Origin of the sequence: Desulfofundulus luciae (assembly GCF_030813795.1) — a bacterium.
In the GTDB taxonomy this organism is placed as follows: Bacteria; Bacillota; Desulfotomaculia; order Desulfotomaculales; family Desulfovirgulaceae; genus Desulfofundulus; species Desulfofundulus luciae.
In genome coordinates, this window is sequence record NZ_JAUSUX010000004.1 from 1 (window position 1) to 25649 (window position 25649).

The following is a 25649-nucleotide window of genomic DNA, read 5'->3' on the forward strand; positions in this document are numbered from 1 at the left end:
CACAGTATCATTTTGTCTACCACGGCTTCCAGGGTGGATCAGTTTGACAATATCACAGGGGCTAAAAATGGATCAGTTTTATAGTAGCAAATACAAGTACAACGGCGTAAGTCCACGTCCTTGATGAAAAGGTCGCATTTTTCCCGGAACAGGTGATAAAAGTTGTTTTCCCCGAACATCCGGGACAAGATCAGGTCCGGATGATAGAAGGAGAGCTGCTCTTCTTTTGATGGCCTGTACATGAGGTTTTCCTCCCTGGGTAGAAGTCATCAGCCATAGTTTGATATTCAACGTTTTTGGTTGTTTTCCTGGCGGAGAGGGTAGTTTTATAGGGGTTTATCCTGTTTTTCGTGATTTTACATGTGATCATAAGAATCGCTGTGGAAGACCATTTTCGTCCATAGCAGGGAGCAGCATTTTCCCTGGGCTATGTTAATGTCTGCCATTTAGCTGGGGGTTTTGCGACTGAATTTAAAGGTGTTTAAAGAGATTTCTCGTGAGGCCAGTCAGTTTTAATCCTACCGCTACGAAGATAAAAAAGCCTAAGTACTAATAAGTGCGGTAACGATCTTCATCAACCCAAGACATGATCGATTTCTACACCTTTGCTAAGTCCGGGTACTGGTGTCTTGAAAACAATCTTAAGAGCTTCCTCAGCTGTTACCCTTTGATCTAGCGAGGGGGTAGAACTTCGTAGTTTAAGTAAAACCTTCTCCGCATTCAGCAAGGAAGCCACTCTGTAAGCTTCTCCTTTGAGACGCGTAAATAAAATAAGTTGCGCTGTTTTTATCGGACCAACCAACGCTCGTCCATAGTGACGAATGATCTCGATGTCGGCACTAACGCTGCTAAGATACTTCTCCAAGCTGAACACTCCTACTTCCCGGTAGAAGTGCAGAGGTGTATCTAGAACTTCAAAGCGTGAATCGCGAATTGCCCGGCACCACAACTCACGGTCTTGGGAACGTTTGAATCTGGGATTGTAAGGATGCTTCAGAAACCAAGTGCGCTTTGCCATTACGGTAGGGTGTATAAAAGGTGTTCTCTTCAAAACCATAGCCGGTTCAACCCCTGGGCTAGATGAGCGAATGCCCACTACACGATTTTTATGGTCGATCACATAAGCTGCTGTCCCAAGAACATCGATTTCGGGATAAGCCAACAAGAACTCCACTTGTGTTTTGAGGCGACTTGGATGCATTATATCGTCGGCGTCCATGCGTGCCAAAAAATCACCTTTTGCCAATTCCGCAATTTGATTAAGGCGGTACGCGAGTCCTTGATTCTCACCATCCGAAATTACCCGCACCCGTTCATCCTGAATAGAATGCGCAATCTCTAAAGAGCCGTCCTTAGAACCATCATCGACAAGGATAAGTTCCCATTCCTGATACGTCTGAGCAAACACCGAATGCAAAGCTAGCGGCAGGGTACTTTCGCTATTGAAGAATGGTAAGCCTATAGATACCCTCACCATCTCTTCATATTCACCCCAAGTCTACATCAAAATTCATTTTAATCAAAAAGCAATATCTAGCAAATAATAAGGTGGACCCCTTTGTCAAGACACGATTTTTAAAATTTTAAGCGTGGAAAGATAAGCTCAATTTGGTGAATAGTGGTATGAAATAGGTTATAGACAAATTTTTCAGATTCCAGATTTGGCATAATATGTCTTAGTCCTTTCCATAGTAAACTTCTGCCGGCGTCCTGTATTTTAAGGATTGGTGAGGTCGGCGGTAGTTGTAAAACTCTAGATATCGAGAGATACCCTGCCTGGCTTCCCGGGGACTTTGATATTCGTTGAGATAAACTTCTTCGTATTTAAGGCTTCGCCAGAGGCGTTCGGTGAAAATGTTGTCAGTAGCCCGGCATTTGCCGTCCATGCTGATCCTTATACCCGCTCCTTCTAGGAGCTTTATGTAGTCCGGGTCGGTAAACTGGGCTCCCTGGTCACTATTCATTATCTCCGGCTTGGCTTTAGCCATGGCTTCTTTTACCGCCACTAATACAAAGGCTGTCTCCAAGCACTGGTCTAAGGCCCAGCTTACCACAAAGCGGGAGTACCAGTCCATGATGGCCACCAGGTACATCCATCCCCTGACTAGCCGGATGTAGGTGATGTCTATACCCCAGACCTGGTTGGGATAAGTAATGGGAAGGCCTCGCAGCAAGTAGGGATATACTCGATGCTCATGGTTTCTTCTGCTTAAGTTGGACTTGGGATAGATGGCGGCTATACCCATTTCCCGCATGTGGCGCTGGACGGCTTTGCGGTTGACTAAGAATCCCTCCCTTCGAAGCTGGGCCGTAATGCGCCTGGAACCGTAAAAGGGAAACTCGGTGTATATTTCGTCGATGCGGTGCTTTATGGCTATTTCTTCTGGGGAAAGGGGCACTGGGTGATAGTATAAGCTAGAGCGGTTTAGGCTTAAAAGCTCCGCCTGCTTTTTGATAGATAGTTCTGGATGGCCCCATTCCACCAAACCTAGGCGTTCATCTCGGCTAAGCTCAGAGGCCACTCTTTTTTTTAAGCCAGGTCAGCTCAGTGGTTAAACGACCGACTTCTGCGCAGAGGTCTTGGATTTTCTTCTCGTATTCGGATTTCATGTTCTCTATGTTTTTCGTTTCATCGGTAAAGAGGGAAGGCAGTTTCTCTACTGCCGTATTTTTCCACCGGTTTAAGACAGAGGGGTGGATGCCATATTCAGAAGCGATTTGGGCAATGGATTTTTCTTCCTTGAGAATTTCCAGTACGATTTTAGCCTTAATCTCGGCTGGATATTGTTTCCTAGTACCCATTCTGACGCTTAGGACCCCCATTTTTCGTGTCTAAATTTCTAGGTCCATTATATAATTGCTTGTGGCACTAGACGCCAACCATAGCTAAAATCAACTCTCTATCCCAACTGTAGCGGTGCAAGTCAGCGACAATGTTCTTTTATGCCATTCAACCTCAGCAAGCTAATAACCAGGTTGCGCAGGGAAGCAAATACACGTGGCTCATTTGCCGATGCGCACTTGCGAACGGTCTTCCTTAAAAGTCCCTCCCGAACGTAAAACAAACTGTTCTCGATGCTCCAGTGGCCACGCACAATGTTCATCAATTGCCTGGCATCTACGTTCTCAGCCGTTAAACTGGTATTGAAATAGGCGGTATCCTTCCTAATCCTGTCGGTTTTAAGGTCCTCAAACTGGCGTTTTATAACTGCTACCTGGGCAAGATAAGGAAAGCAGTTTGACCAACCAGGGCATTCGAGGTTCTAATAGTTCGGGTTTCCAGGCGGCCATGCCCTTTCTCAACGGTTTTCACCGACGGGGAAAAAACTATCCGGTTTCAGCTGGCAAATAGCTCCAAATAAAGTGGACTGATTTTGCTTGACCGGCAAGACATAATCGGTCCCTTTCTCTCTCACTAAGAAACGGGCGTTCTCTACCTGCGTTCGCATGGCGTCTGCAGTCACTACTTTGCCATCCAGGTCAAGGTTTGATAGCACCGGCTTAAAAGCCTTGATGCCTTGATTTCGTTGCCCTTGTACGGCACCTGATGCTTGGGTCATGACTACTTACTCCGGGTACAGGAAGGCGGTCACCAGATGTACGCTTTTTCCATCGGGGCGCACAGATCCCTTTAGCCGTCCACGGCAACCAGGTTGCATTCTTTAACATGGATAATCAACCAGACGCCAATTGCCGCATCTACTTCCTCGGGGTCAATCGCCTGCAAGATGCGGCGAATGGTGGGCTCACGGGGCGAATGTATCATTCTAAATCTGTCACTGTACCGGCAACCCAAGCGTTTTAAAACTTCCTGGAAGAGGTTAGCTACCCATTTACCGATGGCAAGGAAACTTTTCGCCGGCCAGTAAAGGACACACCGTCACCTCCTATGATTGAAACCTGCTAATGCTGGATTCCGCGCCGCCTTCGCGGGTCACGAATGCGGATTAAGTGCTACTACAAACTCTCCTAGCCGGTAAGGTTTACCATGTTGAGGTTAAGCAAGGGCTTGGTTTCGGCTGTCAAATCGGGCGCTAAGAATTCTGCGCTTAAGATTCTGGCGGGCTTTCTTGTGTAGTGGCTCGCACAAAATGGTCTTGATGCGGCCATAACCGCTGGTGCTAATCAGTTCCACCCAACCGCCAGTTTTGTGGCAGGTGCCGCGAAAACGGTGCTGCTCGACCAATGTTTGGGCAAAGAGGATGGGATGGGATGGGGGCGTGTACCGCCTCCCAATCCGATGAAAGCCCTCTCAAGTTAAGCGCTAAGGCCTTGGAGGCCAAGTTGGAAATGCGCAGAATCAAATAGCGCTGATTGTTGGCTATGAATTTCAGCCGATGGTTTTTCTGATCCTCCGTCCAACCGAGCCAGCGGTCGCGGTTGCCACACTCGTAGACCACCGAACCCCAGCCGATTAAGGCTACCCAATGGCCGTTGAGGATGGCCACGTATTTGGGAGTTTTGCCAGTAAGGTAGATGCTCAGGTAATGGTAGGTGCGCAATAAATCGTTCCAGCGCTTTTCTTCCTCCGGTTTAATTGGCCGAACTATTAAGTTGTCCAGGTTAACATAAACTGGTTGGTGGTTGTTCTTGCCCATGGTACTCATAAGCAAGATTGTAACACACCGGAAAACAAAAAGTCAGGCTTATATGTTAATTACCGGAGTTTTTAATGGGACTTATCTTTGACGGTACACATATATTCACCCCTCCCAAAGACTTCCTAGCTTTCAACGGCAAAATTAGTTGCCCAACCAAGGAGGACATAATGAGTAAGAGCAGATAACGAAAATCTCGTAACAACGATGGTGAAAAAAACGACCAAAACACTATGACCATAAACACACTGGCTCCAGGAATCAACCAAACTGCCCCCCGCCTAATCACCTGAAAGTGTGTTAATGTGCTTGCTAAACCCAACATCAGGGGGAAAACAACAATGCCTAACCAGCCAAAGTCAAGCGCAAAGTAACGCAATGCAGTATATATATTGATTATCGAATCTCCGGTGACCTGTATAGCGACGTATTCGAAATTCGGAGGTGGCAGAGTAACATTAAACCCAAGTCTATCGATAATCGAGGCCGCGCCATAAAATGTCCATTTACCGTAGCCCAAATTCTCCGGAATCAATCTGAACTCCTCCAAAAGCACATTGAAACCAGCTAAGGGACCAACCAAATACATCAGCAGCGATTCAACAGTATCTAAAGGACTTAGCTCAGGTTGGCGCAGCTTTAACGGGAGGTATAGTGCTAACGGCAATAAACCCAGAAGCACGAAAGCAAGAACTATCTGTGATTTTCTGTCGGACCTGTGAACCGTACATTCACGTCCAAGTAAGTGCTTATGGTAATAGTAGCTGAACAGGAACAGCATTAGTGCATAAGTAAACGTTGAACGTTGAAGGGTTAACATGCTCCACATCAAGCTTAAGATCAACGGAAAAAGGCCAAAAAACCACCTGCCTCGAAGCAAGTAATAGGCTCCCCAGAAGAGGGTTATATTGCCAATAAAAAGCATATACCCCAACAATCCCAACATTAGGTTTCCTGGAGTAAAGTCGGCTTCTGCTGCCTGTTCAGTCTGATTGATCAGACCACGCCTGACGTTAATGGCTTCCCCGGGAGAGAACAAACTCGATATGCCACCTAGGGACTGAATAGTGGGCCAAATCAGATAGACCTGTAGGATAAGATAGGCGACTGCCATCAGGAAACCCATCCAATAAAGCCGTCTGAGTTTGCGATCATCATAGAGAGGCCTTAATAAGATAGAGTCGTTTCGGTTTGGCCAAATAGTACGGCAAGTAATCCACATAACAAAGCTACCAACGGAAAAGGCTGCCGCGCTAAGCATCATGGCAACCAAAGTGACGAAGTTGAGAGGGCGTAAGTCTAGCGAAGGAACAAGGTAAATTAACAAATCCAGCGACCATATACTAAAATAAACGCTCACGGGGTTAATAGTACCATACCCTAGCAATTTTGAAAGCATTATACACATAAAGCCCATTATTAAATAAAGCGCAATTAATAGAAGATGCTCCATAGATTCCATAGACAATCACATCTAGCTCCCTAGTTCCAGGCGTTTTCCCAGGTTCCCTGCCTCACCATCCTTAACGGCCGTTAAGATCAACCTGAAACGCCGTAAATACCCCTTTAGCACTGCGTATAGTCCGATAATCCCTAACACCAATGCCTTATTTATCAAATATAGCAGCAGGTGTTGCCGCCAAAACCAGTACTCAAAGTACACCCGGTTTCTAATGCTGTAGTAAACTCGGAAGTCGGATTCTGCCTCCAAAACGTGTATAAACGGGGATGGGTTCCTACTCTTGTCGCACCATGAGATATCGATGTCCATCAAACGCGCTTTTGGGATAAGAAAGAGGTATCCCCCTCTTGAATATAGTCTAAAAGTAAATTCGGTGTCATCAGAGTATACAAAAAACTTCTCGTCCGGGAAACCGATCCATTGGAGTAACGACCTGTGAAAAAAAAAGTCCTCCATATGGACCATATGGGACAGAAATTATTAGTTGGTCCTTTCTAAGTTTCGATTTCTTTGAAAAGCACCGTCTCAGTTTAGAGGGTAAGTCGACGATATTAACGCTCAAGAAGCTTGATCTGGTCGGATACACACTCGTAAGAGGCTCTCCTTCAGTTAGGCGTTTGTAGAAGTTCCGATCCTTTCTGAGCGCCAAAAGGGCTAAGCGATCAGCAGGGTACAGCAGGGACAGGTTTTCATAACTATTCAGGAGTTGTCTCAAGGCATCATCTTGAGGAACGTTATCATCATCTAATAACCATAAAAACTCGCACCCATCAAGATTCAGGGCAAATTGTAGCCCAGCCTTGTAGCCAGCAGCAGAGCCAAGATTTTCCTGGAGCGCTATAACATGGCATTTATCAGGCAAATTACCATGTAGAGTTTCTAGCCTTGCCTTACTTTCCAATGAAGCTCCGTTATCTACAAGAACAATCTTCCAAACACCATTACGGAGACAACCGTCAACTACCCTAGACCAAAAGTCATATCGGTTCCCGTAGGTAACAACAACAGCGCAAACATTAGGTTTTAAGGTCAAGTTATCCGCCATACAAAGGCTAACCCCCTAATATTGGACAATTAGACTTTAGATCTCACGATTTCACAGAATTTAATTCTATGCGGCGGCTTTTTGACTGCCACACCTCACGTGGTTTATTGAAGTCACCGACGGGAAGCCCCAGGGAACATGCCATAAATAGATTGGCCCCCCGTCCATCATTCTATTATACAACGTGCGGGGTCACCGACCGTCAAGGTTACCATGCGTCGCCGTCCAGAAAACCCTCAAGGGCTCATAAGGGAATATATAGGTCTTCCGGCCTACCAGTCCTTTTCCAACCACCCCATCAGTCTGGAGCTAATCCACCAACCGGGTACCCTCAAGGCTCGGGGTCCTCCACCAGAATGAGCATCTTTAGTCATTCATCCTTAGTCATTCCATACTTCCCGGATCCGTTGCCGGTCCTGGGGTTGATGATCACACCTAATCACAGAGATTTCGATGATCCCTGCTTTAGTTGTTCATCCATTACGTAAAATAGATAAGGACTTGCTTCTGAGGAAATAAACTGCTTGGCTCGGATTAAGGTCATAGGCCCTAGTTTTTTGCCCTTATCGTCGGAGAGAATCAGCTCCTCAATAACCTCATTTCTCATAGCTTATGCGGTATTAAACCTCACGTGGTCAATAAGCCATTGGACGAATAGTGCAAGCCCATCTTTGAAACCCACTTTTGGTCGATACTTTAATAAACGTTCGGCTTTAGTTACATCCGCCCACGTCTGAACCACATCACCGGGTTGCGCTGGTTGGAAGTCCAGTTGCGCCTTTATATCTAGAACCTCCTCAAGGGCCCGTACCATCTCAAGTAGGCTCACCGTCCGGTTATTGCCTAGGTTGATTACCTCATAGGAAATGCTATTACACTCCATGGCTGCCCGTACGCCCTGAATAATGTCATCGATGTAAGTATAGTCCCGACGGGTGGAGCCGTCCCCGTAGATGGGGATAGGCTCGCCCTTCAGCATCTTCCGGGCGAACTTATGGATGGCCAGGTCGGGCCGCTGGCGGAGTCCGTAAACGGTGAACAGACGAAGGGCAATAAACCGGATGCCGTAGAGGTAGCTGTAGACGTGCCCCAGGAGTTCCCCTGCCACCTTGGTGGCTGCGTAGGGGCTTATGGGCATGAGCACGCAATCGTCCTCCCGCCAGGGCACATTGGGGTTTACGCCGTAGACGCTGGAAGAAGAGGCGAAAACGAACTGTTTTACACCCCACTCTCTGGCCAGCTCCAGCAGGTTCTGCGTACCGCGGACGTTCACTTCCTGGTAGCCGATAGGATCGCGTATGGAAGGACGGACACCGGCCTTAGCAGCCAGGTGAACTATCACATCGTACTCCCCGGAGAGGCGCTGCCGGAGAGTCTCCATATCCCTTATGTCGGCTTCAACCAGGGTATAGTTGCTGTATTCCAGGTGGGGCGCTATGTTCCTGCGCTTGCTACCGGGGTCGTAGAAGGGATCGAAGTTATCTACAACCGTGACCCGCCAGCCTTCGGATAAAAGGCGGTCTACCAGGTGACTGCCTATAAAGCCGGCCCCTCCTGTTACTAAAGCTGATTTCACCGGCCCACCCCCAGGTAGGTCCATCCCGCTCGTCTGGCTTGTTCAGGGTCAAACAGGTTGCGCCCGTCCACCAGCACCGGGGTACGCATCATTCCGGCCAGGCGGGCCAGGTCAAGATGCCGGTACTCGGGCCATTCTGTGGCCAGCACCAGGGCTTCGGCCCCCGAGGCCAAAGTGTAAGGATCCTGGAAAAACTCCACTTCTAATCCTTCTAATGCCCGCCGCGCGTTGTCCAAGGCTACCGGGTCATGCACCCGCACGTGGGCGCCGCGATCAATCAGTATTCGGACCAAATCCATGGATGGAGATTCCCGTATATCGTCGGTTCCCGGTTTAAAAGACAAACCCAATACCCCCACCACGCGGCCCCGCACTCCTTTCAGGGCTTCCTGCAGTTTTTCTACCACCCGGAGGCGCTGGCGGAAGTTAATCTCCCGGGCAGCGGCCACAATCGGCAAGTCGTAGTCGTACTCCTGCCCCATGGCCAAAAGGGCGGCGGTATCCTTGGGAAAACAACTTCCTCCCCAGCCCAGTCCCGCGGCCAGAAAACGTAGCCCAATCCGCGGGTCCAGGCCGATGCCCCTGCTTACCTCGGTCACATCGGCCCCCACTTTCTCGCACAGCCCGGCAATTTCGTTGATGAAGCTGATCTTAAGGGCCAAAAAGGCGTTGGCCGCATATTTAATCATCTCGGCGCTGGTGGGATCGGTGGTAATCAGCGGGGGCAGGGCATAACCTTCGGGCCGGGGCAGAAAAGGAGGCGGGTCAAAGGTCTGCTCCAGGATGGGCCGGTAGAGCCGCCGCAGCATTTCCACCCCCGCGGCCTCCCGCGCACCCACCACGATGCGGTCGGGATAAAAGGTATCATAAAGGGCCATGCCTTCTCGAAGAAACTCAGGGTTGGAAACTACGTACGCGGTTACCTCTTTCGCGAGACCACGCTCGTTCAGCACCCGGTTTACCACATAAGCCACCCGGCGATTAGTACCAACAGGCACAGTAGATTTAACCACAAGGATGTAATTGCGCCCAGGCAACAAGCTTGCGGCAACCTCACGGGCCGCTGCTTCCACAAACTGGGTATCAGCCTCCCCATTGGCTTTGGAGGGGGTACCCACTGCAATTAAGATAACATGGGCTTCGGCCACTGCTTCGGCAGTAGAGTGAGTAAAAAACAGGCGGTCTTGAGCCAGCGCCAGAAGAGTTTCGAGCCCTTGCTCACGAATTGGGCTTTTGCCGGAACGCAAAAGCTTTATTTTAGACACATCTTTATCCACTCCGGTGACCTGGTGCCCTAAATAGGCCAGGGCAGTTCCGGTAGCTAAACCTACATAGCCGGTGCCAATCATGGCCACTTTTAGGGGGTTAAATCCATCCACAAGAAAAACTCTCCCTAATTAGTTTCTAGTCGAATGGCATTTGGTCATACAATTTTACCAGGTTCCAATAATTACGACGTTTAGGTATGTGTCCCTCGCTGAACCAGGAGCATTTTACAATTTCTGGCTGTTCTGTGCCGATATACCCTCACGCTTGGACAGGTCCAGTGGATTCCGCTGGAAATACTCGAGTATAAAAGCCATAAAGATACCACTCATTAACCCCAGCATCCCGGCCAGGGCTACATTAAGTTTTTTATTTGGCTTAACCGGGTAAACCGGTTCCCGGGCGCCGCGGATGACCTGTACATTTTTCAATTCATTGATTTCTTTCTGCAATGCCAGGTAACGGTCCAGAAGCTCAATGCGCTGAGACTCTTCACTCTGGAGGTACTCCAGGGTGCGGGAACGGCGCAGGTCCTTTTCCACCGGCGAAATGCCGCTGGCGGATTCTATGGCGTTCAATACCTCTCGTGTTTTCTTGATATCTGTTTCAATGGCATATAGACGGGTTCGAACTGAATTGAGCTGGTTGGCCAGTAACTGCCTGTGCTGCTGGTAGGAGGGCTCGCTGCGTTCTTTAAACAGTTCAACCATCTTTTCTACTATAGCTTTTCCCTCAGCTCGATTTTGGGTTTGCACGGAAATCTTGAGGAAATTGGTGTCCTTGATTGATTCTATCTTGATAGTTTCTTTAAAACTCCTGAATTTTTCCCTGGGAACGTTGAGCTTTAAATCTTTGATAACAGTAAGCAATAGTTCATCGCTTAACAAGATTTCCCTGGCCGATGCCTGACTGGTGTATGTAGGGTCGGGGAAAACACCCAGCGCTATGATTGTGCTCACTTCATAAGTTGGCGGGATTATAAAGCTGATTGCTGCCGCGGCAAAAACCGCGGTGATGAATATGCCCAAAATTAGACGACGTCTTTTCCACAGAATAAGGATTAGATCCCTCAGATCCAGTTCTTCTTCCAAGTGCTTCATCCTCCTAAAGCGTGGGAATCGTTTTTAATTGCTGAAAGGCAGCTTCCAAACTTTTGTTTATCTGCCCGGCTTCCTTCACCAGCTTTTTCGCTTCCTCCGTTTTACCCTGCTTTTCTCTCACCAGGGCCAGCCAGAGGGATGCTTCGCCTTTCAACTGATTATCCTGCATTGCGGCCTGCAGGCTTTTTTCCGCTCCCGGCAGGTCACCCAGCAGGTACCGGGCCTGCCCCATCCCCAGGTGCACCCCGGGCGTAACGGAAAGCATGGGGGCGACGGACCAGAGCTTCTTCTCTTCTTCCCCCAACCCCGCCACCCGGGCCTGGATCATCTCCGGTACCTTCAGGGCTTCCTCCAGGTGCCGACGGGCAGCGTCTTTATTCCCCGCCTGCAGTTCACCCCTGCCGGCGGCGGCACAGGTTGTTGCAAAAGTTTCGTACCAGGCAATTTGATAGGGCGCCAGCTCCAATGCCCGGCGGGCATAGTTGACAGCATCCGGGTACCTGCCAGCGGCCAGGGAGGCCCGGGCCAGGTCGGCCTGCCGGGCGGCGCTGTAACGGCTTAAAGCGGCGGCCCGGCGGGCCTCCTCCAGGGCCTGCCGGGGCCTGTCCGTACTGAGGTAAATGCGCATCAGGACGGTATGGTAGTCGGCATTGAAAGGATTATAAGCGGCTGCCTTCTGCATGGCGGCCAGGCCCTGCTGGACGTTTCCCTGCTGCAGGTATCCGGCCGCCTGGGTGGCATAGCTGTTGGCCGAGGCCAGGAAGAAGGCAAAAAGGAACACTATGGCGCCCGCAGCGGAGGCTGCGGCCAGGGCTACGGGGTTTGAGGGCCAAATGCCACCTTTTTTTGCTGCTTGCAGTTTATTGCTTGGAACTTGAGCAGTATCTTTAGCGCGATTATAACCTGAAACCCTGACGCAGGCAAAGAGAGTCCACAACGCCAGTGTTAGAGCCGAAAGGGACAGGTCGAAGTCAACTGCTGCGTGCAGGCCCACGGCCAGGGCCCCGGCGGTCACGGCCCAGACCATGGCCCGGCGGGTACTGACGGCGGACGCGCTCCAGTACGCCCGGTGGGCGGCCCACAGGAAGGAGGCCCAGATGCCCGTCATCACAAGCAGCCCCACCATGCCGGTCTCCACGGCCACCTGGAAGTAGTGGCTGTGCACCTCGTTGGAGTTGTACAGGTAGCCCTGGTAGGCCCGGTAGGCCTCTTCCCAGCCGCCCCCACCCCAGCCCAGAAGGGGGCGATCCTTGATCATGATCATGGCATCTTTAACAAAATAGGCACGTGAAAAAGCGTTGCGCAAATAAGTAAAGCTGGTTACCTTTTCCATAACCTCGGGGTGTGCAGCCAGCACCGCCGTGCCTGCAATCAGGCAGGCGATTACTATAGAAGCCAGGGCCGCATTCACCCGTTTTTTATCTTCCAGCCACGGGGATAAAAAGCGTTTTTCCGCAAAACCGTAAACCCATTGCCCGGCCAGAACCAGGGCCAGCCCTCCCAAGATCCAGAGCCAGGCCGCACCCACCTGCCTGGCCATGGCCGCCGCGATGAACTTATGGGATGCAATATAACCGGGGCCGCCCACATATAGCGTATGCAGCAGTACCGGCAGCCGCTTTTGCCAGTGCAGCCCGATCAGGTAGAGTACGAACACCGCTCCGGTGATGAGCAGGCCACCGCGGGATTTGGTGCCGAAAAGCACGGCCAGGATGATAAAGTTGGCCGCGGCGTAAAAATACCCGTACGGCCGGCATTCCAGGAGGCGCCGGGGCAGGGTTTTGAGCAGCGCCCGGTCGGTGATGGTTTCACCCACAGTGCGGGAACCGTAGTGCGCCCACAAGAACAGCCCCAGGAAGCCCGCCAGGGCCAGGTAGCTGGCCAGGGCGTTGGGGTACTGGAAGGTGGAATAAATGCGCCCGTTTAGAAAACCGTCCTTTATATACACCAGACCGGTGGCCGTGAAGAGACCGGCCAATGCTACACCGGCGGCTGCCAGGTAAATGACATGCAGCAGCCGGCCGGCGTCTTCTTCATGCTCCACCACCTGAACGGCCACCCAGTAGGCCAGGAAATACAGGATGTTCTTGACGATCTCGTCTGCGGCCAGGCCATAGTTGACCGCCCCGAAGGCGGCAATAACGTACACCAGCGGCAGGGCCAGGGTGAAATAGTCCAGCGGGTGCGATAAAAAGCTGTAATCCCGCTGCCCGTGCTTCCAGAGCCAGGTGAACCAGAAGATTACCGCCGCGCCCATCAGGGCCAGTTCCTGCTCGGGAGGGAAGAAGAGGCCCCGGAAAAAGGGTGGGAAAAAGAGCAGCGCCGCCAGTCCCCAAAAGGCGACCTGGTAGGTCCAGGGGCGGACAGTCGCCGTCATTGCCGCCAGTTCCCTTGTGCGATTTACCCGGGGGGTTGTGGCAGTTGCTTTGGCCATGGTCCAGCTCCTTTGTGTTACAAAATTTTGTCAGGACTCTTAAGGCACAAATTACAGCATTCTACAATAATTCCGTAATTCCTGCGTCCAACTCCTTTTTTTAAAATCTTCCTGCAGAAAAGTACATTCGATCCGTTTACTTTTCAAGGCGGGGTTTCTACCCGCCTTGGTTAATCAATGCCGCGTTCCCAGCTGTTCCACCCGCTCTTCCGGGCTGATGATGCTGGTGATGCGCACCCCGAAGTTTTCGTTGACCACCACCACTTCCCCCCGGGCCACCAGGGTGCCGTTCACCAGCACTTCCACCGGTTCATCCACCAGTGAAGAAAGTTCCACAATGGCTCCCGGAGTTAGACCCAGTACCTCTTTAATTGGCCGCCGGGTGCGCCCCAGGACCACGCTGACCTTCAGGGGAATGTCCAGCAGCAGTTCCAGCTTGCGCTGCTCCTCCTCGGTAAGGGAGGCAAAAGTGCGCCGCCCGTCGTCCGGGGGTGGTGCCGCCTGCGCAGCCACTGCCGGCTGTGGTTCGGGGGGCGGAACGGCCTCCTGCCTTCCGGCCGCCGGTTCCGGGGCGGGGGCTGCCGTTTGCGCCATTAACTGCTCTAAAAGGATGGCAGCCTCCTCCTTGGCCGTCTCCAGGCTCATGATCTGCATGATTTCCGTATCCACCAGATCGCCGATGGTCATTTTAAAAGAAACCACGACAATGGGGTCTTCGGTGGGCAGCCGGTAACCCGCCCCTTCTCCGGACACCTCAAGCACCGTGGTCCGGGGTGGGGAGATGTTGATGGTACGGCGGAAGATGGTAGCCAGGGAGGTGGAGGCGGTGCCGATCATCTGGTTCATGGCCTCCGAGGCCGCCGAAAGCTCCAGTTCGGAGATCTGTTCCGCCACGTTGGTGCCGTCGCCGCCCATCATCAAATCGGCCATGATCATGGCGTCCTTTAACTGGATGATGAGCACGTTGAACCCCTTGAGCCCCTCTTTGAACTCCACCTGGATGATCACGTAAGGGACCTTGAAGCCCGCAAAAAACTCCTCCTGCGTGCAGGTAATCACCCGGGGGCTGGTAATGGTTACTTTCTGGTTCAGCAGTTCGGACAGGGTGGTGGCTGCGGAACCCATGGAGATGTTGCCGATTTCCCCCAGGGCGTCCCTTTCCTCGGGGGTCAGGTCCACCGCCGGCCTGCAGCCTGCGGTCAGGGGGCTGCTTTCCGGCGGCGCTTCACCCGCTGCCCGGCTGGCGCCTGCCGGTTCCCCGGGTGCCCGTTCCGGATTTTCCCCGGGGCCGGCTGCCGGGACCTCCACTTCCAGGGCAGGCGCAGCCGTGGCCGCCACTTCTTCCGCCCCCTGCCCGGCCTGCGGCTCATCTTCCGGCGAAGGTTCCCCGGCAGCAGCCTTTAACAGGGCGTCTATTTCTTCCTGGCTTAAAAACTGGTTATTATCCGGCACCATTCATTTCCTCCCCGGTTAGCGATACCACCTGCACCGCCAGGTTTTGTCCCACCCGGCCGGCCTGCACGCCGAATTTACGCTCCCCTTCCACGTAAAGATCCAGGTCCTGGTTTAGATGGCGGTTAAGCACTATCACGTCTCCTTCCTGCAGTTGCAGCAATTCATGTACGGTGATTTCCGTTTCCCCCAGGATCACCTGTAGTTCCACCCGGGAAAAGCCCAGCCAGTAGCTCAGCCGCTCCTGATCCTCGGGGCGGGGCCCCCCCACCTGGCGGCTGAACTGCTGGCGTACCGAAAGCCGGGATATCACCGGCTCCATCAATATGTACGGCAGGCACAGGTTGATAAAACCCCTCTCTTCCTCGTTGATGGACACGGCAAAGGTGATCAGGGCCACCACCTCATTTGGTGAATAAAGCTGCTGCATTCTGGGGTTGGTTTCGATGGCCTGGACTTCCGGCTCCACGGAATAGAAATCGTGCCAGGCCTGGGCCAGGTGCTCCAGAATGCGTTCTACCAGCCGTTTTACCACCGTCACCTCGATCTCGGTCAGTTCCCGCATCTGATCCGTGGAGGTACCCGGCCCGCCGAAAAGCAGGTCCAGCATGGGGAAAACCACCTGGGTGTTGATTTCCATCAGTGCCGAACCTTCCAGGGGGTTCAAACTGAAAACGGCCAGGGCCGTAGGGCTGGGAATGGAGCGGATGAATTCTTCATAGATCATCTGCCCCACCGAAGCCAGTTCCACGTTGGCCGCGGCCCGCAGGTAGCCGGAAAGGAAACTGGACAAAAGCCGGGCAAAATGCTGGTGCAGCATTTCCAGGGTGCGCAGGTGTTCTTTGGAAAATTTATTCGGCCGGCGGAAGTCGTAGGATTTTACCGCGGGAGCCGGGGGTTTCTTTGCCTCCTCCAGGCTCAGTTCACCGGAGGTGAGGGCCGCCAGCAGGGAATCTATTTCCCCCTGGCTCAAGACTTCCTGCATCCAGTACGCCTCCCTTTTCCTTACTTGCGGGAGCGGGCCAGTACCCGCTCAATGGCCTGCAGGAGACGGTCCTGCTGGAAAGGCTTGACGATGAAATCCCTGGCCCCGGCCTGGATGGCGTCCATGACCATGGCCTGCTGGCCCATGGCGCTGACCATGATGATGCTGGCGTTGGGATCGACGGCCCGGATGGCCTTCACCGCCTCAATGCCGTCCATCTCGGGCATGGTGATGTCCATGGTGACAATATCGGGCTTTAATTCGGCGTACTTCTCCACGGCCTGCTTGCCGTTTTCAGCTTCCCCCGCCACTTCATAGCCGTTTTTGGTGACAATGTTTTTAATCATCATGCGCATGAAGGCGGCGTCGTCCACCACCAGGATCCTTTTACCCAATGCTGTTTCCCCCTCACATATATTAAGAGCTCTACCCTTCGCTGAAACCGAGAGCGGCCATCAGCCGGTCGATGGCACCCGGTTCGGTGAGCAGGAAAAAATGCCCTTTAATCAATGTTTCCTCATCGTGGAATAGCTCGGTTTCAATAACCAGCACCTGGTCTTCCACCCTGCCGGCGGCCACCATCAGGGAAGTCAGCACCGCCCCCAGCATGTCGAAGGCAAACAACGGCACGGTGGTGACCATGTTCAGGCCGGTCATCATGCTGATGGCACTGACAAAAGAGCCGGTTAGTACGTTGCCGATTTCCTTTATTGCCGACTGGGCCATTTCGTCCAGTTCCCCGGTCGTCCCCACCGGCAGCCCCATGAGCATGTCCACCAGGTGGAGGGTGCTTTCCCCGTCGAAGATAAACAGCACTATTCCCGGCGCATCACCCAGCACCCGCAGGCTCACGCACCCCACCAGCTCCTCGTAGCCCCCCACCAGCTCAATCATTTCTTCAAAGGGCAGAAAGCTGCTGCGTGGCACGCGCATGTTCACCCGCCGGTTAATCAACTGGGCGAGGGAAGTTACGGCGTTGCCCAGCCCGATATTGCCGATTTCTTTAAGGGCGTCCAGTTCCACCGGTGAAAGATGCCTGTAGCTCAAGAGCCTCCCCCCTTTGCCCCCCGCTTGCGGTAAAAACAGGTACGCAATTTTTCCAGACCCAGTTCCTGATAATTAAAGATCATCTCGCTTCCTCCAATAAACAGTACCCCTCCCGGGGCCAGGGCCCGGGCAAGTTTCTCGTTCAGCCTGTCCTGGGCTTCCCGGGTGAAATAAATGGTTACGTTGCGGCACAGGATCAGGTCGTAACCCTGGCCGAAGGGATCGTTCAGCAGGTCGTGGCGCCGGAAGGCCACCCGCCGGCGGATATTTTCATTAATGATAAAAGAACCGTTTTCCCGGGTGAAAAACCGGGCCAGCCGCTGCGGGCTTACGTTGCGTACAACCTCGGGAGGATACCGGCCTTCTTTTGCTTTGACCAGGACGTTTTGATCTATGTCCGTGGCCTCCAGGTGGTGCGGGCGTCCCGGGGTAAGTTCTTCCAGGATGATGGCCACCGAGTAGGGCTCGGCGCCCGCCGCGCAGGCGGCGCTCCATATTTTCAGCGTTCTTTTTTCCTTTAAAAGGGCGGGTAAAACAATACTTTCCAGCTCCCGGAACCTTTCCGGATCTCGGAAAAACTCCGATACGTTGATGGTCAGGTAATCCAGGAAGGACTGGTAGGCTCCGGGGTCGTTTTTGAGATTCTGGAACAATGCGCCGTAGCCGGAAAGCTGCCGCCGCACCAGGTAGGCGTCCAGGCGCCTTTTGAGCTGGGTTTCCTTGTAGCTGTTCAGGTCCAGGCGAAAATGCTGGTGCATCATTTCCTTGAACCGGGCAAAATCCATCTCAGATCACCTTCAGCTTGCTCCCCAGCATGCGGATGCTCACCTTGCCGTTGCTGGTGTCGAAAATCATGGTCCGCCCCCGGTTGCCTCCCACCTCTTCCGCCAGGATGGGAATACCCGCATCCTTCAACAGCGCCCGGGCCTTTTCCACATTGCGCTGCCCGATATTCAGGATCATTTTGTTGTCCAGGCCGGAGAACATCTGGGCTCCCCCCACCAGCTTGGCCTGCAGGCGGCCCGGCTGGGCGCCGTGTTTTCTCAATTCGTCGATTAACAGCGGTATGCCCAGGTCGGCAAACTTGGCCGGTTTGGTGACGTTGCTGAACTGGGTGCTGTCGGGGAGCATCAGGTGTAAAAGCCCGCCCAGTTTGAGCACGGGATCATAAAGGCTAACCCCCACGCAGGAACCCAGGCCCAGGGTAATCAGCCGGGCCGGGTCCCTGCCGATTTTATAGTCCGCTATGCCAACCTGTATTTCCACAGGGTCGCTGGCGGCTTTGGCCGGCTCCATTCCAGTCCTCCTTTTCAAACTGCCTGCCGGGGTTTTTCGGGTGTCCCGGGCAGGTACCGGTTTTACTTGCGCAGGTTGTTGGCCATGCTCCACATTTCATCGGCCGTGCTGATTACCCGTAAATCCATCTGGTAGGCGCGCTGGGCTTCGATAAGTCCGGTTAACTCGATGGTCAGGTCTGCGTTGGAGGCCTCCAAACAGCCCTGGATTAAAGTACCCGTGCCGCCGGTTCCCGGGTAATATTCCGCCGCTTCGCCACTGGCTGCCGTGGCCAGGTAGAGGTTTTCCCCCCGGGCGGCAAGACCCGCCGGATTGGTGAAGGAGTAAAGGGTGAGCCGGCCCACCTCTTCCTGTTGCCGATCACTGTTTATTATCGTCACCCGCCCGTCGGAATGAAGGGTGACGGACTGATATCCGGGGGGCAAAATTATTTCCGGTTCCAGGGGATAACCATGCTGGGTGACCAGGCGGCCGCCCGCATCCACGGTCAGCCTGCCGGCCCTGGTGTAGGCGTATCCGCCGCCGGGAAGAAGCACCCGGAAAAAACCTTCGCCCTGGATGGCCACATCAAGCGGCCGGTTGGTACGGACCAGACCGCCGGGGCGAAAGTCCCGGGAAACGGCGGCCACCCGCACACCACTTCCCTCCGGGGGCGTGGGGCCGGGGGTGTTTGCTCCCGGCGGGGTCTCCCTTTCGGCGGGTATACCTTCCCGGCCCATTTCCTGGTAGAGCAGGTCGGCGAAACTGACCCCCTGCTTTTTGTAACCGTATGTGTTTATGTTGGCCAGGTTGTTGGCGCAGGTGTCCAGGCGGATTTGCTGGGCGGTCAGCCCCGCAGCACCGGTCGAGAGGGCTCGCAGCATGGGATCACCTCACAAGGATATGTCTTATCACCCGGGCAGCAGGTCGTTTCCATGTTAAGGAGCGGCGTTACCGCAGCGCTCCCACCCGGTTGACCGCCAGGTCCAGAAGCTGGTCCTGGGCCTGGAGCAGGCGCTGGTTGGCCTCGTAGGAACGGATGGCGCTGACAAGCTGCACCATGGAAGCGGCGGGATCCACATTGGCTCCTTCGAGATAGCCCTGGCGCACTTCGGGATTGGCCGCCGGTTGGGCGCTACCAGCCGGAGCCGTATAGTAGTTGTCTCCGGTTTTGGTCAGCAGGCTGAGATCGGCAAATTGTACAATACGCAGGCGGTCTATCGTTCCCTGCCCGGGCCGGGTGATTTCTCCCCCGGCAGTTATGTGGAAATCGTCCTTCTCCACCTGCACCGGGCCGGCTTCTCCCAGCACCCGGTTGCCCTGTGAGTCCACCAGATAGCCCTCGCCGTCTATCGCCAGGTCGCCGTCCCGGGTGTAACGTTCCCCCTGTGGTGTCTGGACCACCAGAAATGTATTGGCGGTGGCCAGGGCCAGGTGGGTGCTTTTGCCCGTGGCTTTGAGGGGGCCGGGGGAAAAATTGGTTACCACCCGGGTGACCGCTGCGCCCTGGTTGGTTACGCCCACGTAGCGCCAGCGGGGCCCGGTGGCTGCGGGTCCCCGGTCCTGCTGTTCCACCAGCAGGAGTTCGGGAAAAGGTTTTTGAATGACGCCGTCCGCCTTGAAGCCGCTGGTGGAGGCGTTGGCCAGGTTGTTGGCCAGCACGTCCAGCCGGGCCTGCTGCACCCCCAGGCCGGAGGCGGCGGTATAAATGCCACGGATCATGATTGGGGTTCCCCCTTTCAGCTCAGTTCCGCCAGCTTCTTGCGCAGGCGGTTGATGGCCCGGCCGTGCAGCTGGCATACCCTTGATTCGGAAACCTCCAGCACGGCACCAATTTCCTTTAAGGTCAGCCCCTCCTGGTAATACAGGGACAGCACCAGCTGATCCTTTTCCGGCAGGCTGGCCACGGCGCGGGCCAGAAGTTCCTTGTTTTCCTCCTCGGTGATGCGGTCCAGGGGGTCGGGGCTGGTTTCGTCGGGCAACAGGTCCCCCAGCCGGACGGGCTCACCGTTGCCCGTGGCCACCATTTCATCCAGGGAAAGGGTGAACAGGCGGTACAGCTGGTTGTCCAGGTAGTGCACTTCGGCCCGGGTGATACCCATTTCCCGGGCCACTGCCTCCATGGATACCTTTTCCTGGTGCAGGCTTTCCAGTCTCTCCCGGGTGGCCCTGAGCCGCTGCAGCTTGTACCACAGGGTGCGGGGCATCCAGTTGGCCCGGCGTACCTCGTCCAGCATGGCTCCCCGCACCCGGATACTGGCGTAGGCTTCAAAATCGCACCCCATATCGGGGTCGAATTTGTCGATTGCTTCTATTAATCCAAAAACACCACAGCTTTCCAGGTCCTCCTGGCTCAAGCACGCAGGCAGCTTGACGGCCAGCCGGCCGGCCAGGTACTTGACCAGCCAGAGATAAGAGAGGATGAGCTGGTGGCGGATTTCCGGGCTCTTCGTTCGCTTGTACTCCTGCCAGAGCTTCTCCTTATTATCCACGCTCTCACATCCTGGTGAGCCGGGCCTGTTCGGCCATGCACTGGAAAATGTAGCGCATGATCAGATCCTGCTGGGCGGTTGTAATATCCACAAACTCCAGGGCCACGTGGTATTTTGAATTTTCCCTTTCCTGAAGACGCACCACCCGGCCCCGGAGTTCCATCTTCCGGGCACCGGTGCGCAGGGGCAGGTTGAACTCCACCAGCAGTTCCCTGCCGGGCAGGACCGGTTCGTCCATGGCCAGAAGCATACCCCCGCCGCTGATGTCCACCGTAAAGGCTTTTTTGTACCGGGGGCGGCGGTTTTTCTCCGGAGGATGGGCGTAGTGGACCTCGAGGAGAGTCTTCAACCGCACGTGCTGGCGCTGTTGCACCCGCTGGCAATCTCCCGTGGGAGCCAGGCGGTAAAGGGGTATGGCTTCTATGGTACGCCCCAGGCAGCGGGCGGGGAAAATGAAGCTGGCGTTTTCGTCGAAAAAACGGACCTTTACATTATCGCCCGGCGTCAGGACGAGCACATCCCCCCGCAGGCGGGGCAGGGCGATATGCAGTTCACCGCCTTTGATGTCCTGGATGGTGGAGGCATACCAGTCCCTTTCCCCCTCCCTTGCCACCTGTATCTTCTGGTTGATCCTGAGCTGGTCCAACAATATGCGTAACCTCCCGTACAGTTTCCCTAACGGTCAAACAGCCTGGCCAGGCGCCGGACAAAGCCCCGTAATCCCGGTCGGGGCGGTTCCTCCCGGGATCCGCCGCCGGTGAGGCAGCGGGCCATGGCGGCAACACTTCTGGCCGGCTGGGAGCGGGGCTCCGCCAGGTAAAAAGGCCTCTGGTTCCGCACGGCCCGGATCACCGCCCGGTCCTCATTAATGGCACCCAGGTAGACGACCGGCAGGCCCAGAAAGCGGTCGGCCGCCATTTCCACCCGCCTGACCGTGGCCCGGGCCTCCTGTTCGCTGCCGGCCCGGTTGACCACGAGCAGCACCTCCCGGTGGGCCTTGAAGCGGGCCAGCACCTTGATCAGGCTGTAACCGTCCATGAGGGAGGTGGGTTCAGGGGTAAGAACCACAATTACTTCCCCGGCGGCGGCCAGAAAGCCCAGCACATTTTTGGAAAGACCCGCCCCGGTATCGATGAGAATGAAATCGGCCAGGTTGTCCAGAAGGGCCAGGGATGTAAGCAGCCTTTGCCAGCGGGCCCGGTCCAGGTTGGCCAGTTCCAGAAGGCCGGAACCGCCGGAGATGAACTGCACTCCACCCGGGGCAGGCACCAGCACTTCCCGGATATCCCGGTCCCGGTAGAGGCAGTCGTAGAGGGTGCAGGGAGGGCTTACTCCCAGGAGCACTTCCACATTGGCCAGGCCCAGGTCGGCGTCCAGGATAATCACCCGCTGGTTTAAAGCGGCCAGGGCCAGCCCCAGGTTTACCGTCAGGTTGCTTTTGCCCACCCCGCCTTTGCCGCTGGTGACGGCGATGACCCGGGCCACGGCAGCCCGGGGCTCCGCCGGCGGGACCACGTCTTCGTCCGGGGTGACGCCTGCCGGGGGGCTGCCACCCGGGACGCGTCCGAAGATGCGCCCTCCCCTAGCCCCGGAAGGCCGCCCCCACATTGTTATCGACCCCCTCCAGGAGAAGGGCGGCCAGCCGCCGGGGGGTCATGCCGGCAATATCGTCGGGGACATTCTGCCCGCCGGTAACATATGCCAGTGGACGGCGCATCTGGTGGATCAGGTTTAACGCCCCTCCCCGGGTCTGGGTTTCATCCAGCTTGGTGAAAATGAAATCCGAGTATCCCACCCGGGCAAATTCCCGGGCCATATGTAAAAGATCCCGGTTGCGGGTGGTGGCGCTTAAGACAAGGAAAATCCGGCGGGACGGCGGCAGGGCGTCCATGAACCCCTTTAACTTGAGCAGCTGGCTGGCATTGCGGCAGGAAATGCCCTCGGTATCGACGAAAACGGCTTCCTTGTCTTGATGGGCTTCCACTGCCGATGCCAGTTCAGCCGGGGTCATCACCACTTCCACCGGTACGCCGATCGTCTGGCCGTAAAATTTCAGTTCCTCGACTACCCCGAAGCGGTGGCTGTATACGGCGATTAGCGCTATTTTTTTCTGGTCGAAAAGGGCCTGCCTGGTGGCCAGTTTGGCCAGGGTGGTGGTTTTGCCCGCTCCCGTGGGGCCGATAAAGGCATGGATTTTGCTGCTGTGGTCCCGTGCAGAATAGACATCTTCCACCAGGGAGGCCAGCCGCCCCTTTAATTGCAGGAGCAGGAAGTCCTCGCCGTCCCCGGCGGTGTCGTTTACCTCGAGCCCGCGTAAAAGGTTTTCCACTACTTCTTCCATCACTTCCATGTTCAGCAGGTGCCGGCGCCATTTTTCAAGAACGTCCCCGTCCATCATGGCTTCCTCCTGTTGCCTCAGGATTATATTAAAGGAGGAGGGATTGTTTTCCTCCTTTTCCGGTCCTGGATTTACACCGTGAGGTAATATTTGTCCAGGGCCACCTTTGTTGAAAGTACTTTCTCCCGGGAGCATCACCCCTTCCCTCCTGGTCCGCTGCACCGCCGGGGGCGTAGCCGAAGGCGGGGGAAACGTCCCGGGAGTTACCACTTCCCCCGTGGCAGGAGGCTCAGCCCCGGGCGGCCTTCCCGGAGGCAGTTCTGCCGCGGCGGGGGGCGCAGGCAGCTCGTCCAGGGCCGCGGTTACTTCCAGCTGCGGCGGGCGGAAAAAATCAAAAATGCTCTTCCTGGGCAGGCGGTAGCTGCCGATAATCACCGCATCGGGTCCCATATCCTCTTTGATCAGGCGCATGGCTTCCTGCATTTCCCTGACGATATATTTTTTAATTTTCACTCTACAATCACCGTCCCCACCACTTCCACTTCGATACCGGGTGCGATTTCATTCAGGGATAATACGGCCACTGCCGGCAGGCTGCGTTCAATCAACCGCCGGAAGGGCAACCTTATCCGGGGCGAACAGAGCACCACCGGGGTCAGGCCCTTCAGGCTCATCTTTTCGGCCTGCTCCTGCAGCCTTTCCAGGATCTTTCTGGCCAGGCCGGGTTCCAGCACCGGGTAGGCCCCGATCTGGGTCTGCTGGATGGAATCGGTAATGGTTTGCTCCAGCCGTGGATGGAGGGTGAGCACCGCCAGCTTGTTTTCGGGCGTCAGGTAGAGCCGGCTGATGGTGCGGGAAAGACGGCTGCGCACGTGTTCGGTAAGAAAATCGCTATCCCGGTTTAAGCGGGCTCCATCGGCCAGGGCCTCGCAAATGGTCACCAGGTCCCTGATGGGTACCCTTTCCCGCAGGAGATTTTGCAGCACCTTCTGCACTTCGCCCAGGGTCAGCAGATCGGGAACCAGTTCTTCCACCACCGCCGGGTCCTTTTCCTTAATGGCTTCCAGGAGTTCCTTCACTTCCTGGCGGCCCAGCAGCTCGTGGGCGTGGGCCTTGATGAATTCCGTCAGGTGGGTGACCATAACGGTGGAAGGATCCACCACCGTAAGCCCGGCCAGCTCCAGCCTTTCCTTTTCACCGGCCGGCACCCACCAGGCCGGCAGTCCGAAGGTGGGTTCGGTGGTGGGTATGCCCGGGATACCGGTAGCCTGGCCCGTGGGGTCCATCGCCAGGTAGTAGCCGGGCATCAGTTCTCCACTGGCGGTTTGTTCCCCCCGGATTTTAAAGACATAGGCGTTGGGTGATAGCTGCAGGTTGTCCCGGATGCGGATGGGACGCACGTAAATACCCATTTCTACGGCGCACTGCCGGCGCACCGCCGCCAGCCGGTGCAGCAGATCCCCGCCCTGGGTCTCGTCGGTCAGGGGAATGAGGTTGTAGCCGATTTCAATTTGCAGGGGATCCACCTGGAAGTACGTGGTCACGTTTTCCGGCTCCCGGCGGGTTTCCTGCATCTGCTGCCTGGCCCTGGCCTCCTGCCGGCGGGCCTCCTCCCTTTGCTTTTCCTGAACCAGGGTTCTGCCGGCAAGGAAACTGATTCCCGAGAGCAAAAGGAAAAGGATATTGGGCATGGCCGGGATGCATCCCAGGACGAAGAGGATCCCCGCCACCAGGTAGAGGATCCGGGGAAAACCGGTAAACTGCCGGGAGATGTCCGTGCCGAAGCTGGCATCGGAGGTGGCCCTGGTGACCAGGATGCCGGCGGCGGTGGAGATGAGCACCGAGGGCACCTGGGTTACCAGCCCGTCGCCGATGGTAAGCACGGTGAAGGTGCGCAGGGCTTCGGACACGGGCATGCCCATCTGCAGGGTGCCGATGGCGATGCCCCCCAGGATGTTGATCAGGGTGATGATGATGCCGGCGATGGCGTCCCCCCGCACAAATTTGCTGGCACCGTCCATGGCACCGTAGAAATCGGCCTCCCGCTGCAGCCTCCTGCGTCTTTCCCTGGCCTCGGCCTCGGTAATCAGGCCGGAGTTGAAGTCAGCATCAATGCTCATCTGCTTGCCGGGCATGGCATCCAGGGTGAACCGGGCGGCCACCTCGGCCACCCGGCCAGCACCACTGGTGATTACCACAAACTGGATTACGGTAATGATGATGAAAACAATGAATCCCACCACGTAGTTGCCCCCGGCCACAAAGTGCCCGAAGGCGTCGATGACGTTACCGGCGTAGCCCTGTCCCAGGATCAGCCGGGTGGAGGAGATGTTCAGGGCCAGCCGGTACAGGGTGGTTACCAGCAACAGGGCCGGAAAGATGGAAAACTGCAGGGGCTCAGTGGTGAACATGGTAATCAGCAGGATCACCAGCCCCAGGGTGATGCTGATGGAAAGCAGTACGTCCAGAGCCCTGGGGGGCATGGGGATGATGATCATCAGCACGATGCCCACGATCAGACCGGCGATAAGCAGGTCGGTGTTGCGTTTCAATTGTGATCTCAAGGTTGTGCCGGGTGC

25 protein-coding genes are annotated in these 25649 nt (G+C 55.2%); all 25 read right to left on the reverse strand.

All coding sequences use genetic code 11. From position 1 onward, the window contains the following. Positions 1–38: 38 nt before the first annotated feature. The 25 genes from J2Z49_RS03230 to flhA all read right to left on the reverse strand — a co-directional run bounded on the left by J2Z49_RS03230 (position 39) and on the right by flhA (position 25622). Positions 39–242: a hypothetical protein gene (locus J2Z49_RS03230; RefSeq protein ID WP_307399804.1), complete on the reverse strand. Its 204-nt coding sequence runs from the start codon at positions 240–242 to the stop codon at positions 39–41. Positions 243–574: 332 nt separating this feature from the next. Beyond that, positions 575–1477 (reverse strand): glycosyltransferase family 2 protein, encoded by a 903-nt coding sequence (locus tag J2Z49_RS03235; RefSeq protein ID WP_307399806.1) that lies wholly within the window; start codon positions 1475–1477, stop codon positions 575–577. A 199-nt stretch (positions 1478–1676) separates the two neighbouring features. Next, positions 1677–2802, reverse strand: a protein-coding gene (locus J2Z49_RS03240) for an IS3 family transposase (RefSeq protein ID WP_307399807.1) whose coding sequence is annotated in 2 segments (ribosomal slippage) — positions 1677–2534 and positions 2536–2802 — 1125 coding nt in all. Because the reading frame shifts where the segments join, the coding sequence is not laid out codon by codon here. Between the two features lie 497 nt (positions 2803–3299). Beyond that, on the reverse strand, positions 3300–3560 hold the full coding sequence (locus J2Z49_RS03245) for a hypothetical protein (RefSeq protein ID WP_307399808.1): 261 nt from the start codon (positions 3558–3560) through the stop codon (positions 3300–3302). A gap of 71 nt (positions 3561–3631) precedes the next feature. Further along, positions 3632–3766: a hypothetical protein gene (locus tag J2Z49_RS03250; protein ID WP_307399810.1), complete on the reverse strand. Its 135-nt coding sequence runs from the start codon at positions 3764–3766 to the stop codon at positions 3632–3634. A gap of 355 nt (positions 3767–4121) precedes the next feature. Next, complete coding sequence (locus J2Z49_RS03255) at positions 4122–4598, reverse strand: Druantia anti-phage system protein DruA (protein ID WP_307399812.1); 477 nt, start codon at positions 4596–4598, stop codon at positions 4122–4124. A gap of 55 nt (positions 4599–4653) precedes the next feature. After that, positions 4654–6060, reverse strand: a complete 1407-nt coding sequence (locus J2Z49_RS03260; protein WP_307400065.1) for an O-antigen polymerase — start codon at positions 6058–6060, stop codon at positions 4654–4656. 379 nt (positions 6061–6439) lie between these two features. Next, entirely contained in the window at positions 6440–7105 is a 666-nt protein-coding gene (locus tag J2Z49_RS03265; RefSeq protein ID WP_307399813.1) for a glycosyltransferase, read from the reverse strand. A 610-nt stretch (positions 7106–7715) separates the two neighbouring features. After that, positions 7716–8681 (reverse strand): GDP-mannose 4,6-dehydratase, encoded by a 966-nt coding sequence (locus J2Z49_RS03270; RefSeq protein ID WP_307399815.1) that lies wholly within the window; start codon positions 8679–8681, stop codon positions 7716–7718. Then, positions 8678–10060, reverse strand: a complete 1383-nt coding sequence (locus J2Z49_RS03275; protein WP_307399816.1) for a UDP-glucose dehydrogenase family protein — start codon at positions 10058–10060, stop codon at positions 8678–8680. The genes J2Z49_RS03270 and J2Z49_RS03275 overlap by 4 nt, the downstream gene beginning before the upstream one ends. 114 nt (positions 10061–10174) lie before the next feature. Beyond that, positions 10175–11047, reverse strand: a complete 873-nt coding sequence (locus J2Z49_RS03280; RefSeq protein ID WP_307399817.1) for a Wzz/FepE/Etk N-terminal domain-containing protein — start codon at positions 11045–11047, stop codon at positions 10175–10177. 4 nt (positions 11048–11051) lie between these two features. Then, complete coding sequence (locus tag J2Z49_RS03285) at positions 11052–13481, reverse strand: O-antigen ligase family protein (protein ID WP_307399818.1); 2430 nt, start codon at positions 13479–13481, stop codon at positions 11052–11054. A 174-nt stretch (positions 13482–13655) separates the two neighbouring features. Further along, a complete protein-coding gene (gene fliY, locus J2Z49_RS03290) occupies positions 13656–14936 on the reverse strand; it encodes a flagellar motor switch phosphatase FliY (protein ID WP_307399820.1) in 1281 nt (426 codons plus the stop codon). Beyond that, entirely contained in the window at positions 14923–15918 is a 996-nt protein-coding gene (gene fliM / locus J2Z49_RS03295; protein WP_307399822.1) for a flagellar motor switch protein FliM, read from the reverse strand. The genes fliY and fliM overlap by 14 nt, the downstream gene beginning before the upstream one ends. A gap of 20 nt (positions 15919–15938) precedes the next feature. Further along, entirely contained in the window at positions 15939–16313 is a 375-nt protein-coding gene (locus J2Z49_RS03300) for a response regulator (protein WP_307399824.1), read from the reverse strand. A gap of 31 nt (positions 16314–16344) precedes the next feature. Beyond that, positions 16345–16965, reverse strand: coding sequence for a chemotaxis protein CheC (locus J2Z49_RS03305; protein ID WP_307399825.1), 621 nt, complete (start codon positions 16963–16965; stop codon positions 16345–16347). Then, complete coding sequence (locus tag J2Z49_RS03310) at positions 16962–17750, reverse strand: CheR family methyltransferase (RefSeq protein ID WP_307399826.1); 789 nt, start codon at positions 17748–17750, stop codon at positions 16962–16964. Before J2Z49_RS03310 ends, J2Z49_RS03305 begins: the two co-directional genes overlap by 4 nt. A gap of 1 nt (position 17751) precedes the next feature. Further along, complete coding sequence (locus J2Z49_RS03315) at positions 17752–18261, reverse strand: chemotaxis protein CheD (protein ID WP_307399827.1); 510 nt, start codon at positions 18259–18261, stop codon at positions 17752–17754. Positions 18262–18323: 62 nt separating this feature from the next. Next, the gene (gene flgG / locus J2Z49_RS03320) at positions 18324–19124 is read right to left on the reverse strand and encodes a flagellar basal-body rod protein FlgG (protein WP_307399828.1); all 801 of its coding nucleotides are present in this window, start codon (positions 19122–19124) and stop codon (positions 18324–18326) included. A 67-nt stretch (positions 19125–19191) separates the two neighbouring features. Continuing rightward, positions 19192–19962, reverse strand: coding sequence for a flagellar hook-basal body protein (locus J2Z49_RS03325; protein WP_307399829.1), 771 nt, complete (start codon positions 19960–19962; stop codon positions 19192–19194). A gap of 17 nt (positions 19963–19979) precedes the next feature. After that, complete coding sequence (locus tag J2Z49_RS03330) at positions 19980–20732, reverse strand: FliA/WhiG family RNA polymerase sigma factor (RefSeq protein WP_307399831.1); 753 nt, start codon at positions 20730–20732, stop codon at positions 19980–19982. Between the two features lie 4 nt (positions 20733–20736). Continuing rightward, a complete protein-coding gene (locus J2Z49_RS03335; RefSeq protein ID WP_307399833.1) occupies positions 20737–21381 on the reverse strand; it encodes a flagellar brake protein in 645 nt (214 codons plus the stop codon). Positions 21382–21407: 26 nt separating this feature from the next. Further along, positions 21408–22340 carry a MinD/ParA family protein gene (locus J2Z49_RS03340; protein WP_307399835.1) on the reverse strand — a complete coding sequence of 311 codons (933 nt, stop codon included), beginning with the start codon at positions 22338–22340 and terminating at the stop codon, positions 21408–21410. Next, positions 22315–23583 (reverse strand): flagellar biosynthesis protein FlhF, encoded by a 1269-nt coding sequence (locus tag J2Z49_RS03345; RefSeq protein WP_307399836.1) that lies wholly within the window; start codon positions 23581–23583, stop codon positions 22315–22317. The genes J2Z49_RS03340 and J2Z49_RS03345 overlap by 26 nt, the downstream gene beginning before the upstream one ends. Then, entirely contained in the window at positions 23580–25622 is a 2043-nt protein-coding gene (gene flhA, locus J2Z49_RS03350) for a flagellar biosynthesis protein FlhA (RefSeq protein WP_407650038.1), read from the reverse strand. The genes J2Z49_RS03345 and flhA overlap by 4 nt, the downstream gene beginning before the upstream one ends. Positions 25623–25649: the final 27 nt, after the last annotated feature.

Excerpts from the sequence above, each read along its gene's own strand:
- J2Z49_RS03230 (WP_307399804.1), bottom strand. The coding sequence starts at position 242 with ATGTACAGGCCATCAAAAGAAGAGCAGCTCTCCTTCTATCATCCGGAC.
- J2Z49_RS03235 (WP_307399806.1), bottom strand. The coding sequence starts at position 1,477 with ATGGTGAGGGTATCTATAGGCTTACCATTCTTCAATAGCGAAAGTACC.
- J2Z49_RS03245 (WP_307399808.1), bottom strand. The coding sequence starts at position 3,560 with ATGACCCAAGCATCAGGTGCCGTACAAGGGCAACGAAATCAAGGCATC.
- J2Z49_RS03250 (WP_307399810.1), bottom strand. The coding sequence starts at position 3,766 with ATGATACATTCGCCCCGTGAGCCCACCATTCGCCGCATCTTGCAGGCG.
- J2Z49_RS03255 (WP_307399812.1), bottom strand. The coding sequence starts at position 4,598 with ATGGGCAAGAACAACCACCAACCAGTTTATGTTAACCTGGACAACTTA.
- J2Z49_RS03260 (WP_307400065.1), bottom strand. The coding sequence starts at position 6,060 with ATGGAATCTATGGAGCATCTTCTATTAATTGCGCTTTATTTAATAATG.
- J2Z49_RS03265 (WP_307399813.1), bottom strand. The coding sequence starts at position 7,105 with ATGGCGGATAACTTGACCTTAAAACCTAATGTTTGCGCTGTTGTTGTT.
- J2Z49_RS03280 (WP_307399817.1), bottom strand. The coding sequence starts at position 11,047 with ATGAAGCACTTGGAAGAAGAACTGGATCTGAGGGATCTAATCCTTATT.
- J2Z49_RS03285 (WP_307399818.1), bottom strand. The coding sequence starts at position 13,481 with ATGGCCAAAGCAACTGCCACAACCCCCCGGGTAAATCGCACAAGGGAA.
- fliY (WP_307399820.1), bottom strand. The coding sequence starts at position 14,936 with ATGGTGCCGGATAATAACCAGTTTTTAAGCCAGGAAGAAATAGACGCC.
- fliM (WP_307399822.1), bottom strand. The coding sequence starts at position 15,918 with ATGCAGGAAGTCTTGAGCCAGGGGGAAATAGATTCCCTGCTGGCGGCC.
- J2Z49_RS03310 (WP_307399826.1), bottom strand. The coding sequence starts at position 17,750 with ATGGATTTTGCCCGGTTCAAGGAAATGATGCACCAGCATTTTCGCCTG.
- J2Z49_RS03315 (WP_307399827.1), bottom strand. The coding sequence starts at position 18,261 with ATGGAGCCGGCCAAAGCCGCCAGCGACCCTGTGGAAATACAGGTTGGC.
- flgG (WP_307399828.1), bottom strand. The coding sequence starts at position 19,124 with ATGCTGCGAGCCCTCTCGACCGGTGCTGCGGGGCTGACCGCCCAGCAA.
- J2Z49_RS03325 (WP_307399829.1), bottom strand. The coding sequence starts at position 19,962 with ATGATCCGTGGCATTTATACCGCCGCCTCCGGCCTGGGGGTGCAGCAG.
- J2Z49_RS03340 (WP_307399835.1), bottom strand. The coding sequence starts at position 22,340 with ATGTGGGGGCGGCCTTCCGGGGCTAGGGGAGGGCGCATCTTCGGACGC.